Below are 16276 nucleotides of genomic sequence, written 5' to 3' on the forward strand. Positions count from 1 at the left end.
GTACATTCCTCCAATTATTACGCGGTGTTGCTGCCAGTTCACCTGGCAGTCTTCCCTTGGGCAGGATTGGCCGGTTCGGCCTTCCCCCGTTTCTGAGAAGTCGGTTGGCCACCTGTCGCGCTTGGGAGCTTGCTGCGGCGGCGATACTGAACGGCATTGAGGAGCACGGCGAGCACGATGACCGCGCCGGTGAACACTGTCTGCCAGTAGGATGAGATGCCGATGATCACCAGACCGTCGGACAGGAAGCCGATGACGAAGGCCCCGAGCAGGGTTCCGCGGATGTTGCCGCGGCCGCCGGTCAGTGCCGCGCCGCCGATGACGACGGCCGCAATGGCCGTCAGTTCGTAGGTGGTGCCGGCGGTCGGTCCCGCCGATGTAAGCTGCGAGGACAGGATCAGGCCGGCAATGGCGGCGCAGATGCCCGACAGCACATAGACGGAAATCTGCACTGTCTTGACCGGAACGCCGGAGAGTTCGGCCGCGCGTTCATTGCCGCCCGAGGCGTAGAGCCAGCGCCCGAAAGCGGTGCGGTTCAGGACGATGCTGCCAATGAGCGCGATGACCACGAGAACCACGACGCCCGTCGGCACGCCGAACAAGCGGTTGAAGCCAAGCGCATCGAAGCCGGTGTTTCCGAGCTCCGGCTTGCCGCCGAGATTGTTGTAGGTCAGGCCGCTGGTCATCAGCAGCGCCAGGCCGCGCGCCATGTACATGACGCCGAGGGTGGCGACGAAAGCTGGAACCTTGAAGCGCGCGATGAGCACGCCGTTGATCAGCCCGACGACGGCGCCCAGCATGCAGGCCAGCACCGCGACCACCCACACCGGCGGATAGAGAACGACGCCCAGCCAACTCAGCGTCACCCCTTGCATCAGGAAGCCGGCAACGACGCCGGCCAAGCCCAGCGTCGACCCCACCGACAGATCGATGCCGCCATTGAGGATGACAAGCAGCATGCCGATCGCGAGGATTCCGAAGATGGCGACATGCGAGGCCATGGTCAGGAAATTCGCCACCGAGAGGTAGTAGGGCGACAGGATCGAAAAGACGACGATGATGACGATCAGGGCAAAGAAAGCGCGGCCCTCGAGCAGCAGCTTGGCGAGATCGAAGCCTTCGCTCGCGCTTGGACTGGACTGTTTTCTGGCCTGGCTGACATCGGTCATGGTGTGGGCTCCGAAATTCCTGGTGATCAGGCGACCACGGCTTCGCCCGAGGCGGCCATGATCTGCTCTTTGGTGGCATTGGCGCCGAATTCGGCTGAAATCCTGCCGCGGCGCATGACGACGATGCGGTGGGCAATGCTGAGGCATTCGTTGACCTCAGAGGTCGAGAAGACGACGGCAAGGCCCTGCGCAGCGCGTTCGCTCAGCAAGCGGAAGACTTCGGCCTTGGCGCCGACATCGATGCCGCGGCTCGGCTCGTCGAGAAGGATAACCTTGGGATTGGTCGTCAGCATCTTGCCGATGACGACCTTCTGCTGATTGCCGCCCGACAGCGATCCGATCATGGCGTTGCCGCCAGCGGTCTTGACGGTCACCTTGCGGATCGAGTCTTCGACCAGCTCTCGCTCTCTGGAACGAGACAGAAACAGGCCCCTGGCGAACGCTTCGATGCTGGCGAGCGAAAGATTACGACCGACGGTCATCGTCTGCACCAGCCCGTCGCGCTGCCGGTCCTCGGGGACCAGCACAAGCCCTCTGGAGATACGCTGGGCAATGCTCAGCCCCGAGACGTCCTCGCCTTCCAGCAGCGCCCGCCCGCCCGCCATCGGCACTCGTCCGGCGACGGCCTCCAGCAATTCCGTGCGCCCGGCACCCATCAGCCCGTAGATGCAGACGATCTCGCCTGCTCGCACGTCCAGCGACAGGTGATCGACGACGGAATAACCTGAGCCCGAAGTGTCGACGACGCTGACATCCTCGATCGATAGGGCGACTTCGCCGAATTCATGGCCGGTCGGCGGCGAGCCGAGATCGAAATTCTCGCCGACCATGTTGCGCACGATCCATTCGAGATCGATATCCCGGGCTTCGGCCGTCGCGGTAATCGCGCCATCGCGCAGGACAACGGCATAGTCGGTGATCTGCAGCGCCTCTTCGAGGTGATGCGATATGTAGACGATGGAGACGCCGCGGCTGGTCAGATCGCGGATCACCTTGAACAGAACTTCCACCTCGGTTGCGCTGAGCGCGGAGGTCGGCTCGTCCATGATGAGGATGCGCGAATCGACCGACAGTGCCCGGGCGATCTCGACGATCTGCTGTTGGCCGAGGCGCAGATCCTCGACCAGGGTCATCGGATCGATGTCCTCCTCGAGATCAGCCATCAGAGCGCGCGCCTGGCGTTGCTCCTCGGCGAAGTCGAGGCCGGTCCTGGTGCGCAGTTCGCGGCCCATGAAGATGTTGTCGCGAACGCTGAGGTTGGGCGCCAGGCTGAGTTCCTGGTGGATGATCGAGATGCCGCGATCGCGCGCGTCCGAGGACGAAGAAAAGCTGACGAGATTGCCGTCGAGCACGATGTCGCCGGATGTCGGCGTGACCACGCCGGAGAGGATCTTCATCAGCGTCGACTTGCCGGCGCCATTCTCTCCGAACAGCGTGGTGACCTTGCCGCGATGGATGTCGAAATTGACGCCCTTGAGCGCATGGACGCCGCCATACGACATGACGATGTTGCGCGCCGAAAGCACGGCGTCGCCAGTCGCGGGTCCGGTGTCGGCAGTCGGTTTCATTTGACGTCCAGCCTCACGGGGGTGACGAGCCAGCTCTTCGGGTTGACCAGCTTGAATGCGCCGACCACCGATATGGTCTTGCCGGTCAAGGTGCTCGTATCGACCTTGGCCAGGACTTCCTTCTTCATCTCATTGTTCAGCGCCGAACCGGCGTCCTGGTACTCAATCTGGTTGGTGAACTGGCCGAATGTGATCTTGCCCGTGGCGTCACGCAGTTCCGTCCCGTTGATTGCCGGTCCCGTCTGCACGCGGATCATCAACGTATCTGGCACGCCGTCGACGGCGACCTTGTAGATGCCAGATTTTCCTTCGCCGACGACGCCGGTGAACTTGACTGAAATGACCGGTCCGACGCCCGCAGGCACACCGTATTCCTTTTCCGCCGTTGCCCTGTCCTTGGCAATCGCCGTCGCCACCGTCACCGCGTCGGCGGCGCGTGCCTCGACATCGGCCTGCACCTTGGGAAATTCCGACTTGCCGTAGTCAGCGGCGGAAAACACGGCGCTGCGAACGTCGCCTGCCGACCCTATCCTGACCACGTTGGTATCGAGCGCCATGGCGCCGAGCAGGACGACAACCGCGGCGCTGGCAAGTGCCCGACGCAGGGCGGGCGAGGCAGGCCTGGTCGATGCAGTGGCGGCTTTCGCGCTCATGACGCAACCGCCAGCAAGGCTGATCCGCGCTTGTCACGCATTTGGCGATCCTCCGTTCATATGGCGCTTCGCGCCATTGGGTTTGTTCTGTTCGACAAGGGCACGAGCGGTGGATTCGTCGGTGATCAGGCCGCTCAGATAGCGGCTTTCGAGCACCGCTTTGATAGCGCGTATTTTCACTTTGCCGCCGGCGACGGCGACGATCCGGCGGCCCTTCAACTGGTCCCGCGGGAGTGCCAGGATTCTTTCCGACAGCGCCGTTTCCACTGGGCGTCCCTGGTCGTCGAAGAAGTGGGCGAGCAGCTCGCCGACGCCGCCATCGCGTTTGACCTCATCGATTTCGGAATGTTCGATCATGCCGGTGGCGACCAGCGAAGCTTCCCGCTCGGCGGTCCCTATGCCGACGAACATCAGGTCGGACCGGCTTGCGAGGTCGAAGACATCGCTGATGCCGCGCTGCCCAAGCAGCACCTCACGGTCCTCCGCGGTGTTGGCGACAAAAGGCACCGGCATCACATAGGCCTGCGCGCCGGTCCGCTCGGCCAGCCGATGCATGACGTCGTGCGGGTTGGCCGCGAACTTGCGCGTCACACCGCCAAGCAGCGAGACGAAACGGATATGGGCGGCGGCGGTGCGCGTCAGATACTCGACGCTTGCGGCAAGGGTACGGCCGTGGCCGACGCCGATCAGCATGTCCTCGCCGCGATCGATCTCCCGCTTCAGAAACTGAGCGCCGGCGATGCCAAGCGCCTTCAGCGGCAGCTCGTCCTGATCGAGATCCGGAACGACCTCGCAGTAATCGAGCCCGTAAGCATTGATCAGCTGCTGCTCGAGGTCGATGCATTCGCCGACGTCGCCGTCGATGATCACCCTGACCAGGCCATCCTGGGTGGCCCGCGTGATGAGCCGATGCGCCTTGAGGCTGGTCAGGCCGAGCCGCTTGGCCACCTGGGCCTGCGTCAGACCCCCGGCATAGTGAAGCCAGGCCGCGCGGGTGGCGAGGCTGGACTCATGATCGCGGTTAGCGGTTCCGCCGGATTTCAAGCCATCTCCTCCCTGAGATGATATTATTATCTTTGTGTGCAAAAATTTTCACATCCCTGCATCGCTGTCAATCCCCCGCCGGGTTGGGCGCATGCACATGCGGGCAATTCACAGGTCTCGCCCTTCCCGAAACGCCGGTCTGCCGGCATTCGGCGGGCAACATCGACCTATTAGGAGGTGAGCATGTTACTCGATCATACAGTTGTGTTAATTTAACGTCAATCTATGTTACCTCACGCCTAAGCCAGCAGAATTGCATGGCCATCGGCTATCCAGATTTTCTTCTAACTAGCTGTTTTTCAGGGATAATATCTAATATCGGCAAAATCCCAATCCGCCTGTGAGTTGGGCGATTTGCGGATGCGGCGCATCCATGGGCAAACCAACCGGATTGCCTTGTGAAGAGCATCGGTGACGGACTGATCAACCCAGCCGCATCAGGTTCCGGTCCTCGAGTTCCACAATTGCGGCCTCGACTTCCCTTGCAAGGCGCCCGGCGCTCCAGCCCAGCGCCTGTCCGGCAATCGCCGCAATCGCCTGCAGGTCGCGGCCTGTCAGGGAGCCTGATATCGCCAAGGTGCTGCGGCGCATGACGATGTCGGCCAGATGTTCGACGAACTCGTTGCGGACGATGTAGTCGATTTCCGATTTGCTGTAGCTTTCTGAATCCGGCAGCCGACCCTCATCGCCCGACCCATGCGTGGCGATCTGCGTGGCTCTGGTGCCGTATCGCGACAGCAGCGCATCGAGACGCCGTTCCTCAGCGCCCGTCTTCGAGCGAGCCAGAGCCAGCCAACTTGCTCGCGCTGCGGCATTGGTCGGGAAATCCCTGCCGCCGCCGATCGGCATGGCTTGCGTCGTCACCTTGCGGCTGTGCTGCAGGCGGCCGAGCACGGTGTCGGCGACTTCCTCGGCAAAGCCGCGAAAGGTCGTCCACTTGCCGCCGACCAGCGAGATGACCGCGAAAGGTCTGTTCCGATCCGGCTCGGCGACCGGCGCGGAGTGGTCACGGCTGATCAGCCCGGGCAGCGATGCATCGGAGGCCGGCAGCGGCCTGATGCCGCTATAGGCGTAGACGATCTGGTCGCGCTCGAACGCCATTCCCGGCAGCAGAGTCCGCACGCTGTCGAGCAGGTACTCGACTTCGTCGGGCTCGCAGCGCACCGCGTCGGGATTGTCGGCCTTGATGTCGGTGGAGCCGACCAGCGCCAGGCCGAGATAATCGTAGATGAGGCAGATGCGGCCGTCATCGGCTTCGAAATAGAGCATGCGCCCGGCCAGGCTTTTGACCAGTTCGTCATGCTTGAGCAGGACGTGCGAGCCCTTGGTGCCGCCGATCATCTTCGACGGCGCGCCAAGCAATTCGTTGACATCGTCGATCCACGGACCGGCGGCGTTGACCACCAGCTTCGGCCGCACCGAAAAGGCCGCGCCGTTTTCCGGCTGGAAGGTCAGTACCCCATCGGCGGACTTGACCAGCGCCGTATAGTTCGCGCTGGCCGAGGCCGCGTTTGCCTGCCGCCCATCGAGGATCAGTTCAAGCACGAGCCTTTCGGGGTGGCTTATCTTGGCGTCGTAGTAGGTGCCGGTGGCGACGATCGAAGGATTGAGCGCCGGCATCCCGCTGAGCGCCTGGCGCCGCCCGACCATGCGGTGGCGCGGCATGACCTGGTTTCGCGAGCCGTAGAAATCATAGATCATCAGGCCGATCTTGATCAGGATGGCGCCGCGGCTGCGCGGTGCGCTGGTCGAGCCGAACAGCGTCCGCAAGGCCGCCAACATGCCCTTGCTCCAGGAAAAGATCGGGATGACGGTCGGCAGCGGGCTGACATAGTGCGGCGCGTTCTTCAAAAGCAGATTGCGTTCAAGTGTCGACTGTGCGACCAGCCCGAACTCGCCGGTTTCGAGATATTTCAGGCCACCGTGAATGAGCCGCGACGGCGCGGCACTGGTGCCCGAGCCGAAATCCGCCTTGTCGACGATCAGACAGCTGACGCCTTGCGCGCACAGGTCGCGAAACAGCCCTGCCCCGTTAATGCCGGCGCCAAGAATGACGACGTCGACCTCGCCGGTTCCGGCCATGGCGGCCAAACGCCCGGCGGGATTTTCCGTAAATGTTGCTTCGCTTGAGCTCATGACGCTCTCGTCTTGACGATGCGCAGCTTCACGCCGGCCCGTTCGAGAGCTTGCGCCCGCGCATCGCCCAGGCCTTCGGTCGCCAGCACGACATCGAAGCTGGTCAGATCGTCGAAGACATGCAGCGCGATCCTGTCGAACTTGGCATGGTCGATCAGAAGGATACGCTTGGCCGATGCGGCCATCATCGCCTGCTTGACCCGCACGACATTGGGATCCTGGATGAAGGCCGTGGTTCCGGTGATGGCCGAAGCCGAACAGATCAGCACATTGGCGCGCAGCTGCGCCACGGCGTTCTCGCAGACGATACCGATATAGGCGTTGTAGGTGCCGTGGTACTGGCCGCCGAGACAGATGAAGTCGAGTTCGTCGACATTGATCAGCAGTGATGCCGTCGCTACGGAGTTGGTGATGACGGTCAGCGGCTTGACGTCGAGCAGCAGTGCCGCGACGGCGTTTGCCGTCGAGGAATCGTCCAGCATCACCACCTGGCCGGCTTCGACATAATCGAGTGCTGCCCGCGCCAGCGCATCCTTCTCGGCCCGGTTGACCGTCACACGGTAGCGGAAGGCGCTTTCGTAGAGGCCGGAAGGCTGAACCGTCACCGCACCGTGCAGCTTGCGCAGCACGCCCTGCTGCGCCAGCCGGTCGATATGCCGGTGGACGGTCATGCGCGACACGCCGAAATGCTCGACCAGATCGTCGATGCGCACCTGGCCGAGCTTGATCACATAGTCGGCGATCTCTTCGCGTCGTTCGTCGGCCTTGATCATGCGGTTCCCCCAGTGTCTGGCCGGCCCAGCTTCTCGATGTCGGGCCAATGCGGTTCGAGCGCACCGGCTATGCGGCCATAGAGGGAAAAGCGCTCGTTGAACACAGCACTCGAGGCTTGGTCAGGCTCGTATTGGCGCGCCGTCATCCCGACCTGCCTGGCGCCCTGTTGCGGCGTCGCGAAGATGCCAACCGCCGCCCCCGCGCAAAGGGCAGCGCCAAAGGCCGCGGCCTCGTCGGTCGAGGTGACGATGACCGGGGCGTTCAGCACGTCGGCAAACATCTGAACGAAGGCCGGATTGCGCGAACCGCCGCCGGTCAGGCGGATCTCGCTGATGGCAAAGCCGTCGCGCAAGGCTTCGACATGGGTGCGGTGATTGAAGGCAATGCCCTCCAGAACCGCCTTCAGCATATCGCCGCGATTGTGCCAGCCGTGCAGGCCGACAAAGCCGCCGCTGGCAACATCGCCATAAGGAGAGCCGAACAGATAGGGATGAAACAGGATGGTCGAGGGCTTCTTCAGCGCCGCGTCGATCTCTGCTGCCAGAAGCTCGTGGATCGAGTCGCCATCGATCGATGCCTTTTCCTGCTCCGAGCGGCAGAACGTGTCGAGAAACCAGTCGTAGTTCGCGGTCGAGGCCGGCGAGATCGCCATGTTGTTCCAGCGGCCTGCGTCGATGGCGTTGCGACAGAGCCAACGCGGGTCGACGCGTGGTTGCGAAGAGACGACTTCGTTGATGGAATAGGTTCCGGCGACGATGGCGAGCACGCCCTCCTCATGGCCGCCCATGCCAAGTGCGGAGGCAGTCACGTCATGCAGTCCGCACGCGACCGGTGTTCCCTTGGCAAGGCCGGTCATTTCGGCTGCCTCGGCGGTGACATGGCCGACGATCGCGGCGGAGTGCGCCATCGGCGGCAGCGCGTCGAAAACATCGTCCAATCCGAAGATTCGCAACGCTTCCGGCGCGAAGGCTTGCGTGCGGAAATCCGTGAATGAGGTGCTGGCCTCGGTACGGTCGGTGCCGATCTTGCCGGTCAGGCAAAAGCGCAGCCAGTCCTTGCAGGCCAGTATATGCCCGATACGCCCATAGCGGGCCGGTTCGTGCTCCCTGATCCAGGCGAGCAGCGCCGACGGCGCCGAGACGTGGGGCGCCTGGCCTGTTCGCGCTAGCGCCTCTTCGAAGACCCGGTCCGCCGACCATCGCTCGACAATCTTGCCGGCGCGGCTATCGAGCGACAGGATTCCAGGCCCCAGCGGCCGACGATCCTTGTCGAGCAAATAGAGACCGTCGCCATGCGCGGTTGCCGCCACCGCCCTGATGTCGTCCGCCGGGCGGCCACATAGCGCGATCGCCTCCTTGATTGCGTCGGCGGTCGCTTGCCAGAGGCCGGCCATGTCGCGCTCCACCCAGCGCGCATGGGGCATCGATTGCGGAACCCGCCGACGCGCCACCGACAACTGCGTGCCATCGGCATCGAAGATCACCGCCTTGGTGACCGTGAGACCGTTATCGATTCCGAGCAAACTGGGCATGGGCGCCGCCGTTTTCAGCAACTGGTGAAGGGCGCTGCAAGGCAATCCTGCAGGTTGGGATAAGGATGACGGACATGACGACAATCAACGAGCAACGGTGATACCAAAGCGCCGCATCCGATGCGGTAAACAGACCATAGTAGCCTGTTAAATTAACGTCAACATGTGATATATTTTGTAGAAATGTCTAACGTAAGCTGAGACATGCATCCGATGCGGGACGAAGCTCCGACCAGTGCCCAACTGGCTGGATGGCCCTCAACCCTGCACGGCGGGCCAGGGGGACGGTGCGACTGACGCTCGAACGCGTTTGACTGGCTTAGCGAATTCCGTGCGCAGCGGCCGGACAGCCGGCACCGTTCAAAGAAAACGCGACGACTCAAGAAGTTCAGCCACGCCGTCCAGTTCCTTGTGCAGGCGATGCCAGCGACGGTCGAGGTAGACCAGCGAATGCGCCTCAGGGGGGATCTCGTCCGGCTGCACCTCGCCGTCAAGGAGTTCGGCCGCCACCAGTGTCGCGCCCTCGATCGGCAGGACGCCGAGCCGGCGGGCGCGGAACCAGGTCGAGACGCCGGTATAGCGCGGTTCGCCCGTGGGCAGCCGAGCCCAGGCGCCTCCCGGCGGGAAGCGTTCCGCGCCGCTCGACGCGCAGAGCTGCGCCAGGTCGATATCGGTGTAGCGCAGCAGGTGGATCACCATGGTCTGCGCCCGCAGCAAGGGTTCGGACGAGGTCGATTTCATCGACAGCGAGAAGGCGACGACCGGTGGCGCAGCACTTACAGAGATCAGCGAGGACACGGTCATCGCCACCGGTCTGTCGCCGGGATCGGCCGTGATCACGGCAACACCGGCCGGATGGTGGCGAAAGGCTTCGCGGAAGGCGTTGGTCATCGGATGCGGGAAGCTCATCGACGTCTCTCTTCTGCAGCATGAAATGGGGCCGGATGGGTCCGCCGTCCGGCCCTTGCGACTACTTCTTCTCGATCAGATCGTAGAACTGCCAGGTGCGATCGCTCCACACCCCGCCGATGTCGCGGCCGGCCGAGGTGACGATCGATGGCGCGATCGTGAAATGGTTGGCCGCCACCATCATCTCGCGGAAGGTGCGCTGGATCACACCGGCGCGCAGCGACGCACCGCCGCCCGCGCGGTAGGCGAAGTTGCAGATGTCGACGCCAACCTCGTGAATCTCGGATTTGGCCAGATGGACAAGGCTGATCTGACGCGTCGACATGCTGTTGCCGGCTTCGACCGTCATCTCGATGTCGCGCCAGACTTCGAAGATGAAGGCGCGGGCAGCGCGATAGCGGGCTTCGGCGCGGCCATAGTCGTGCCAGAATTTCTCGCTCTCGCCGATCAACCCGGCGCGGCCTGACTTGCTGCGGGCGAACTTGGCGATCTCGTCCAGCATCCGCCGCCCGGTGCCGAGTGCCCAGCCGGTATGACCGATGGCGGCGAGGCCGACGACACCGAGACTGAAGAACTCCTTCTGGCGCAGCGGCGGTGCGGTCAGGATCGGGAAGACGAGATCGTCGGCGATGAAGACGTCCTCGGCCGCATAGTCGATGCTGCCGGTGCCTCCGAGGCCCAGAACGTCCCAATTGCCGAGCTGCTTGTGCTGGGAGATCGGCGCATGGGCGCACATGATGATCACATTGCCCCTATCGTCCTTGGCGGGCTTGCCGGTGCCGTCGTCGACGAAGGCGGCACTGTGGCTATAGGTGGCGTGGCTGAAGCCGCTGCCATAGCTCCACTTGCCGTTCAGCCGGTAGCCACCGTCGACCTTCTTCAGCATGCCGAGCGGCGCCCCCTGTCCCGAGAAACGGTTGTCGGAGCCCGGCGCGAACAGCCGCTCGACCGCGCTGTCCGGCAGAAAGGCAGCCGACATCGCGCCGATGCAGCAATGCACCATGGAAACCCAGCCGGCCGCCCCGGAATGCCAGGTGATCGCCGCCAGCAGTTCGAGACCCTCGGTGGGTCGCAACTGCGCACCGCCGAGGCTCTCCGCGGCAAAGATATGCGACATGCGCAGCGGCTTCAGCAGCTCGAACGTGGCCGCAGTCAGTTCGCCATTCTCCTCATCGGCGGTGGCGTTGGCTTCCAGGGCCGGTCCGATCTCCGCGATCTTCCTGAGCAAGTCGCGATAGTCGGTGGTCGTCCCCCACGAGCTGTGCTTGATGGGTTTGTTCATCGTGTTCTCCTCCTCCTTTTCAAATGCGATCAGCCGGCGAAGAAATCGCCGATCTTCCTGAGCGTTTCGGGTTTCTCCTGCATGACGAAATGGCCGGCGTCCTCGACGAGGATCAGGCGTGCGTCGGGCAGCGCCTCGACGAAGAGCGGAGCCTGTCCCGCCGGCAGCATACGGTCCCTGGTGCCCCAGACGACCAGTGTCGGATTGGCGATGCGCGCCAGAAAGCGCCGCAGGTTCGGATGACCCATGCCGAACGGCGCCAGCAGCCGGCCGAGCGTCTCGCCTTCGCGGGCGCGATCGGCGCCGAAGGCCTCGGCAAAGGCGGCGTCGGAACCATCCGGGAAGTAGCGCAGCGCCACCGAGACGTCTTGCGCCAGATAGGCCGGCAACTCCTGCGGCGCGACCGCGCCGAGATCAGTGGCCGGATATGCGGGGTCGTTGAGCCCTGCCGGCGCGATCAGCACCACCTTGTCGAAACGCTCGCGCGCAAGGCCAGCGAGTTCGGTCGCCATCCAGCCGCCCATGGAAAAGCCGATGAGATGAGGCTTCTCCGGCAGACGGAGAACATCGAGCAGATTCAGATAGTGTAAAACCATGTCGGACATCGTAGCGACATGCGGCGCCGGGCCAGAAAAGCCGAAGCCCGGATGGCTCGGGCAGAGCACGCGGAAACGGTCCGCGAGGCCCTCGGCAAAGTCGAAGCCTTCAAGCGTCGAGGCGCCGTGCAGGAACAGCACGGGCTTGCCTCTACCGATGGCCATCACCACCGTTTTCGTGCCATCGATATCGTATTCGAGCGTTTCGAATTGAACGGCCATTTTTCACTCTCCTCAAACAAGGTCCGGCTGGATCAGCACTTTGCATTGCGTGGTGCGGCGGCGAAGGCTCTCGAATATCTGCGGAACCGGCGAGAGGTCGATCCGGTCGGTGACCAGAGTTTGCGGTGCGAAAGGTCCGCCTCGAAGCGCATCGAGGGCGACGCCGAATTCGTTGCGCTGATGGAAGAAGACCGAAAACAGCAGGTTCACTTCCTTCGTCAGCGCAACGAACGGGTCCCACTGGTCTCCACCAATGCAGAGGCCGACCCCGACCACCGTGCCCTGCAGCCGGACCGCCTCGACCGCCGCGCCGATGAGGCCACGCTTGCCAACGCATTCGAAGACGATGTCGGGCGCTCCGCCGCAGAGATCGGTGAGGTTCTCGCTCAGCTTTTCGCCGGAAAGCGCGAAGCCGGTCGCGCCGAGAGCAAGCGCACGCTCGCGCTGATGGCCGTGGATGTCGGCCACCACGACACGCGATGCCCCCATGCGCCGCGCCCAGAAGGCGACGAGCAGTCCGATCGGCCCGGCACCCAGTATGGCGACCCGATCCCCCGGCTTCATGCCCGAACGGACGATGCAATGCAGGGCGACCGACAGTGGCTCGGCCAACGCACCATCCTCGAGTGCTACATCGTCGGACAGGATGTGACATTGGCGTGCGGCCACGGTCGCGTATTGCGCATAGCCGCCGCCGATCAGCTCCATCTCGTGACAGCGCGCCGGATCGCCGCGCTCGCAGGCCTCGCAGTGTCCGCAACCGCGCATCGGCACGACAGCGACCCGGTCACCGATCCGAAGGCCCTTTGCCTCCGATCCGACCGCGACGATGTCACCGGAGAATTCATGGCCGAGCACAAAGCCTGCCTCGATGCCGAAAGGCACCGGATCCTCGGTGATGTGCAGATCGCTGCCGCAGATGCCGCAAGCGGCGACACGCAAGACGACCTCGTCCGGGGCTGGCGTCGGGTCCGGCACCGTGCCGATCCGCAGTGGGACGCCGACCTTATCGAAGATGGCGGCTTTCATGAAATCCTCCTCGTCAGCGGTTCGGGGTCGACGAGCTTGCGTCGGATCGGGAACCATGGTGCATCCCACCGCTTCGAGATCAGGCCCCAGATGCCCGTCCGGGCGTAGAGCGCCACCAGAAGCGTCATCAGGCCGAGGACGACGAAATAGGTTGCGCCATATTCGCCGAACCAGCGGTCCGCGATGAAGAAGATCAGCGATCCGATCAGAACGCCCTCGATGGACCCGATCCCGCCGACCATGACGATGAAGATCGCGACGTTCGCCCACATCGGATCAAAGGCCGAACCCGGGGTGATGCGCAGCTGCGCCATGAAATAGATCGCGCCCGCGAGGCCGCAGCCGACCGCTGACGCGACATAGATCAGGAAGCGTAGCTTCACGACATTCACGCCCTGGCTGGCAGCCGCAACCGGATTGTCGCGTATGGCGATCAGCGCAAGGCCGAAGCGCGAGCGAAGCAGCCAATAGCTGCCGCCCAGCGTGACGAGCAGCATCCCCGCGCAGAGCAGCGACATAGCGACATTCCGCTCGAAGGCCGAATAGTCCTTCATCACGCGAAGCGACATGCCCGCGCCGGAATTGACGAGCGGCAGGTTCGAGGCGGTCAGCCGGAAGACCTCGGCCACCACCCATGTGCCGATCGAAAAATAGGGGCCATCCAGGCGATGCAGCAGCAGGTAGATCGGCACGGCCAGCGCGGCCGGCACCAGGAGCGACAGGAAGACCGCCACAAACGGATTGATGCCGTAGGTCTGCGCCAGCACGAAAAGCGCATAGCCGGCGGCGCCCATGAAGGCGTGCTGGCCTACGGAGACGAGGCCGGCATAGCCGGCGAGCAGGTTCCACATCTGCGCGACGGCGATATAGCAGCACAGCACCAGAACCGACCGGATCGTGCCGGTCGAAGCCCACCACGGCATGACAGCGACAGCGATCATGGCCAGCACCGCCAGCGTCATCGCGATGCGACCGGACCGGGTCTGGCGCTGGACCACGACCTCGGGCACCTCGGTTGTTGCCACATAGGGAATCGCACTCATGACAATGCCTTTCCGAACAGGCCCTGTGGGCGGGTCGCCAGCACGACCAGGAAGACGATATGTCCGGCAAGCACGCCGAAGCCCGGATCGATGCGGAAGCCGATGGCCTGCGAGATGCCGAGCACCATCGAGCCGACGAAGGCGCCCCATACCGTCCCCATGCCGCCGATGATCACCGCTTCGAACGCGTAGATCAGCTGGGCAGGTCCGTCGGCCGGAGCAACAGTCGACCGCAGCGCCTGGAAGACGGCTGCAAAACCGAGAATGCCGACCGCCGCCGCTGTCGCCATCGCATAGACGGCGCGCGGGTTGATGCCGGTCATCGCCGCCGCCTCGACATCGGCCGACGCGGCGCGGAGCGCGCGACCGAAGCGCGTGCGCTTCAGCGTCAGGTCGAGGCCTCCTGTCAGGCCCGTGGCAACGGCCAGCACGATCAGCGGCAGGAGACCGACATAGATGCCGCCGATCTCGATGGACTGGCTCTCGATCCCATGGCCGGGCAGCGATCGGCTGTTCGCGGACCATATCTGGAGCATCAGGTTCTGCAGCGCGATCGACAGTCCGAAGGTCGCGATCAGCGAGGGCAGCGGATCGCTGCCCACCACGCGGTTCAGCACGGCCTTCTGCAGCACCCAGCCCATCAGCACCGCGAGCGGCACCAGCACGATCAGCACCGGCAGCGGTCCCAGACCCCAAGCCGTGGCGATCGAGATGCCGATCAGCGACAAAAGGATCACCAGATCGCCATGGCTGATGTTGACGATCCGCATGACGCCGAACATCAGCGCCATGCCGAGTGCATACTGGGCATACATGCCGCCCAGCAGGACCCCCTGCACCAAGGCGTCAAACCACTCCATGGCCCGCTCCAAAATAGGCTTTGCCGATCTGCTCGCGCGTGATTTCGGCGGACCTGCCGGTCAGGGTCACGCGGCCCTCCAGCATGCAGTAGAGGCGGTCCGTGGCGGTCCGGGCGAGGCCGACATCCTGCTCGACCACGATCATCGCCGTTCCGGTGGCGCGGATTTCGGGCAAGGCGGCATAGATTTCGCGGATCACCTTGGGCGCGAGACCAAGGCTGATCTCATCGCAGAGCAGCACGCGCGGCTGGCAGAGCAGCGCGCGGCCGATCGCCACCATCTGCTGCTGCCCGCCCGAGAGGCTTTGCACCTGGGTGCGAGCCTTCTCCTTGAGGATCGGGAACAGCTGGTGCAGACGCGGCAGCGTCCATCCGCCCTTGGCGCCCATGCGCGCGGCCTGGTCGATGGCGACGCGCAGATTGTCCTCGACCGACATGCCGGTGAAGAGGCGGCGGCCCTCCGGCACGATGGCGACGCCCTTCTGCACCATGCGGTCGGTGGCGGTGCCGCCGACCGGCTCACCGTGCAGCAGCACCATCTCGCGCCCGACCGGAAGCAGGCCCATGATCGAACGCAGGAGGGTGGATTTTCCGGCCCCGTTGGCGCCGATCAAGGCCACGGCCTCACCCTGGTGCAGCTCGATGTCGACGCCGTAGAGCGCCTGGAAGTCGCCATAGCGGGCCAACAGCCCGTGGGTGGAAAGAACGGCCGTCATCCCTCGATCCCCATGTAGACGCGCTGGACCTCAGGCAGCGCGATCACGTCGGCGGGCACGCCTTCCGCGATCTTCTCGCCGAAATTCAGAACCAAGAGCCGGTCGGCTACCGCCAGCAATGCGTGCAGCACATGCTCGATCCACACGATGGTGATGCCGCGGTCGCGGATGCGGCGCACCAGCGCCACCAGCGCCTTCGATTCATCGTCGGTCAGCCCGCCCGCGATCTCGTCCAGCAGCAGCAGCTTCGGATCCGACGCCAGCGCGCGCGCCAGCTCCAGCCGCTTGCGGTCGAGCAGAGTGAGAGCGCCGGCCGAGACATTGGCCTTGTCGGAGAGTTCGCACTCGCGCAGGACCTGGGCGCAGAAAGCATAGCTCTGCTTCTCGGACCGGCCGCCGCCGAAAGCGGCGGCGACCAGCAGGTTTTCGAAGGTGGTCATGCCGGAATAGGGACGCGGGATCTGATAGGTCCGCCCGATCCCCATCTGGCAGCGCCGGAAGGGCGGCTCGCCGCGGAGTGCGGTGTCGCCGAGCTGGATCTCGCCGCCGGACGTCTTCAAGTCGCCGCTGATCATGTTGAACAGCGTCGTTTTGCCCGCCCCATTCGGGCCGAGGATGCCCAGCACCTCGCCCCGATGCACGTCGAAAGTCACGTCATGCAGGACGCGGACAGCGCCGAAGGACTTCGACACCCCGTGCGCTTTCAGCAGGATTTCCCTACCCATGACTCTGCCCGCGTCCCCGC

15 protein-coding genes are annotated in these 16276 nt (G+C 64.1%); all 15 read right to left on the reverse strand.

Annotated features, from left to right (window positions below; all coding sequences use genetic code 11):
- Positions 1–38: 38 nt before the first annotated feature.
- Positions 39–1169, reverse strand: a complete 1131-nt coding sequence (locus RPF88_RS16160) for an ABC transporter permease (RefSeq protein ID WP_013533073.1) — start codon at positions 1167–1169, stop codon at positions 39–41.
- 26 nt (positions 1170–1195) lie between these two features.
- Positions 1196–2737, reverse strand: coding sequence for a sugar ABC transporter ATP-binding protein (locus RPF88_RS16165; protein ID WP_063167514.1), 1542 nt, complete (start codon positions 2735–2737; stop codon positions 1196–1198).
- Positions 2734–3390, reverse strand: a complete 657-nt coding sequence (locus RPF88_RS16170) for a DUF2291 domain-containing protein (RefSeq protein WP_063167513.1) — start codon at positions 3388–3390, stop codon at positions 2734–2736. The genes RPF88_RS16165 and RPF88_RS16170 overlap by 4 nt, the downstream gene beginning before the upstream one ends.
- Positions 3391–3423: 33 nt before the next feature.
- The gene (locus RPF88_RS16175; protein ID WP_027163951.1) at positions 3424–4434 is read right to left on the reverse strand and encodes a sugar-binding transcriptional regulator; all 1011 of its coding nucleotides are present in this window, start codon (positions 4432–4434) and stop codon (positions 3424–3426) included.
- Between the two features lie 423 nt (positions 4435–4857).
- Positions 4858–6570 (reverse strand): glycerol-3-phosphate dehydrogenase/oxidase, encoded by a 1713-nt coding sequence (locus RPF88_RS16180; RefSeq protein ID WP_063167512.1) that lies wholly within the window; start codon positions 6568–6570, stop codon positions 4858–4860.
- Entirely contained in the window at positions 6567–7343 is a 777-nt protein-coding gene (locus RPF88_RS16185) for a DeoR/GlpR family DNA-binding transcription regulator (RefSeq protein WP_063167511.1), read from the reverse strand. Before RPF88_RS16185 ends, RPF88_RS16180 begins: the two co-directional genes overlap by 4 nt.
- Positions 7340–8875, reverse strand: a complete 1536-nt coding sequence (locus tag RPF88_RS16190; RefSeq protein WP_063167510.1) for an FGGY-family carbohydrate kinase — start codon at positions 8873–8875, stop codon at positions 7340–7342. Before RPF88_RS16190 ends, RPF88_RS16185 begins: the two co-directional genes overlap by 4 nt.
- A gap of 360 nt (positions 8876–9235) precedes the next feature.
- Entirely contained in the window at positions 9236–9784 is a 549-nt protein-coding gene (locus RPF88_RS16195) for a flavin reductase family protein (protein WP_013533080.1), read from the reverse strand.
- Positions 9785–9845: 61 nt separating this feature from the next.
- Positions 9846–11066, reverse strand: a complete 1221-nt coding sequence (locus RPF88_RS16200) for an acyl-CoA dehydrogenase (protein ID WP_063167509.1) — start codon at positions 11064–11066, stop codon at positions 9846–9848.
- Between the two features lie 29 nt (positions 11067–11095).
- Positions 11096–11884 (reverse strand): alpha/beta fold hydrolase, encoded by a 789-nt coding sequence (locus RPF88_RS16205; RefSeq protein WP_063167508.1) that lies wholly within the window; start codon positions 11882–11884, stop codon positions 11096–11098.
- Positions 11885–11896: 12 nt separating this feature from the next.
- On the reverse strand, positions 11897–12913 hold the full coding sequence (locus RPF88_RS16210) for a zinc-dependent alcohol dehydrogenase (RefSeq protein WP_063167507.1): 1017 nt from the start codon (positions 12911–12913) through the stop codon (positions 11897–11899).
- Positions 12910–13956, reverse strand: coding sequence for a branched-chain amino acid ABC transporter permease (locus tag RPF88_RS16215; RefSeq protein WP_063167506.1), 1047 nt, complete (start codon positions 13954–13956; stop codon positions 12910–12912). Before RPF88_RS16215 ends, RPF88_RS16210 begins: the two co-directional genes overlap by 4 nt.
- The gene (locus RPF88_RS16220) at positions 13953–14816 is read right to left on the reverse strand and encodes a branched-chain amino acid ABC transporter permease (protein WP_013533085.1); all 864 of its coding nucleotides are present in this window, start codon (positions 14814–14816) and stop codon (positions 13953–13955) included. Before RPF88_RS16220 ends, RPF88_RS16215 begins: the two co-directional genes overlap by 4 nt.
- Positions 14803–15531, reverse strand: a complete 729-nt coding sequence (locus tag RPF88_RS16225) for an ABC transporter ATP-binding protein (RefSeq protein WP_013533086.1) — start codon at positions 15529–15531, stop codon at positions 14803–14805. The genes RPF88_RS16220 and RPF88_RS16225 overlap by 14 nt, the downstream gene beginning before the upstream one ends.
- Positions 15528–16256, reverse strand: a complete 729-nt coding sequence (locus RPF88_RS16230) for an ABC transporter ATP-binding protein (RefSeq protein WP_063167505.1) — start codon at positions 16254–16256, stop codon at positions 15528–15530. The genes RPF88_RS16225 and RPF88_RS16230 overlap by 4 nt, the downstream gene beginning before the upstream one ends.
- Between the last annotated feature and the right edge of the window lie 20 nt (positions 16257–16276).

Source organism: Mesorhizobium sp. ISC11 (assembly GCF_037162595.1).
Lineage (GTDB): Bacteria > Pseudomonadota > Alphaproteobacteria > Rhizobiales > Rhizobiaceae > Mesorhizobium > Mesorhizobium ciceri.

Bases quoted from the DNA above. Each gene is read 5' to 3' on its own strand.
- RPF88_RS16190 (WP_063167510.1), bottom strand. From the start codon at position 8,875: ATGCCCAGTTTGCTCGGAATCGATAACGGTCTCACGGTCACCAAGGCG.
- RPF88_RS16160 (WP_013533073.1), bottom strand. From the start codon at position 1,169: ATGACCGATGTCAGCCAGGCCAGAAAACAGTCCAGTCCAAGCGCGAGC.
- RPF88_RS16165 (WP_063167514.1), bottom strand. From the start codon at position 2,737: ATGAAACCGACTGCCGACACCGGACCCGCGACTGGCGACGCCGTGCTT.
- RPF88_RS16230 (WP_063167505.1), bottom strand. From the start codon at position 16,256: ATGGGTAGGGAAATCCTGCTGAAAGCGCACGGGGTGTCGAAGTCCTTC.
- RPF88_RS16205 (WP_063167508.1), bottom strand. From the start codon at position 11,884: ATGGCCGTTCAATTCGAAACGCTCGAATACGATATCGATGGCACGAAA.
- RPF88_RS16195 (WP_013533080.1), bottom strand. From the start codon at position 9,784: ATGAGCTTCCCGCATCCGATGACCAACGCCTTCCGCGAAGCCTTTCGC.
- RPF88_RS16180 (WP_063167512.1), bottom strand. From the start codon at position 6,570: ATGAGCTCAAGCGAAGCAACATTTACGGAAAATCCCGCCGGGCGTTTG.
- RPF88_RS16220 (WP_013533085.1), bottom strand. From the start codon at position 14,816: ATGGAGTGGTTTGACGCCTTGGTGCAGGGGGTCCTGCTGGGCGGCATG.
- RPF88_RS16215 (WP_063167506.1), bottom strand. From the start codon at position 13,956: ATGAGTGCGATTCCCTATGTGGCAACAACCGAGGTGCCCGAGGTCGTG.
- RPF88_RS16185 (WP_063167511.1), bottom strand. From the start codon at position 7,343: ATGATCAAGGCCGACGAACGACGCGAAGAGATCGCCGACTATGTGATC.
- RPF88_RS16225 (WP_013533086.1), bottom strand. From the start codon at position 15,531: ATGACGGCCGTTCTTTCCACCCACGGGCTGTTGGCCCGCTATGGCGAC.
- RPF88_RS16170 (WP_063167513.1), bottom strand. From the start codon at position 3,390: ATGAGCGCGAAAGCCGCCACTGCATCGACCAGGCCTGCCTCGCCCGCC.
- RPF88_RS16210 (WP_063167507.1), bottom strand. From the start codon at position 12,913: ATGAAAGCCGCCATCTTCGATAAGGTCGGCGTCCCACTGCGGATCGGC.
- RPF88_RS16200 (WP_063167509.1), bottom strand. From the start codon at position 11,066: ATGAACAAACCCATCAAGCACAGCTCGTGGGGGACGACCACCGACTAT.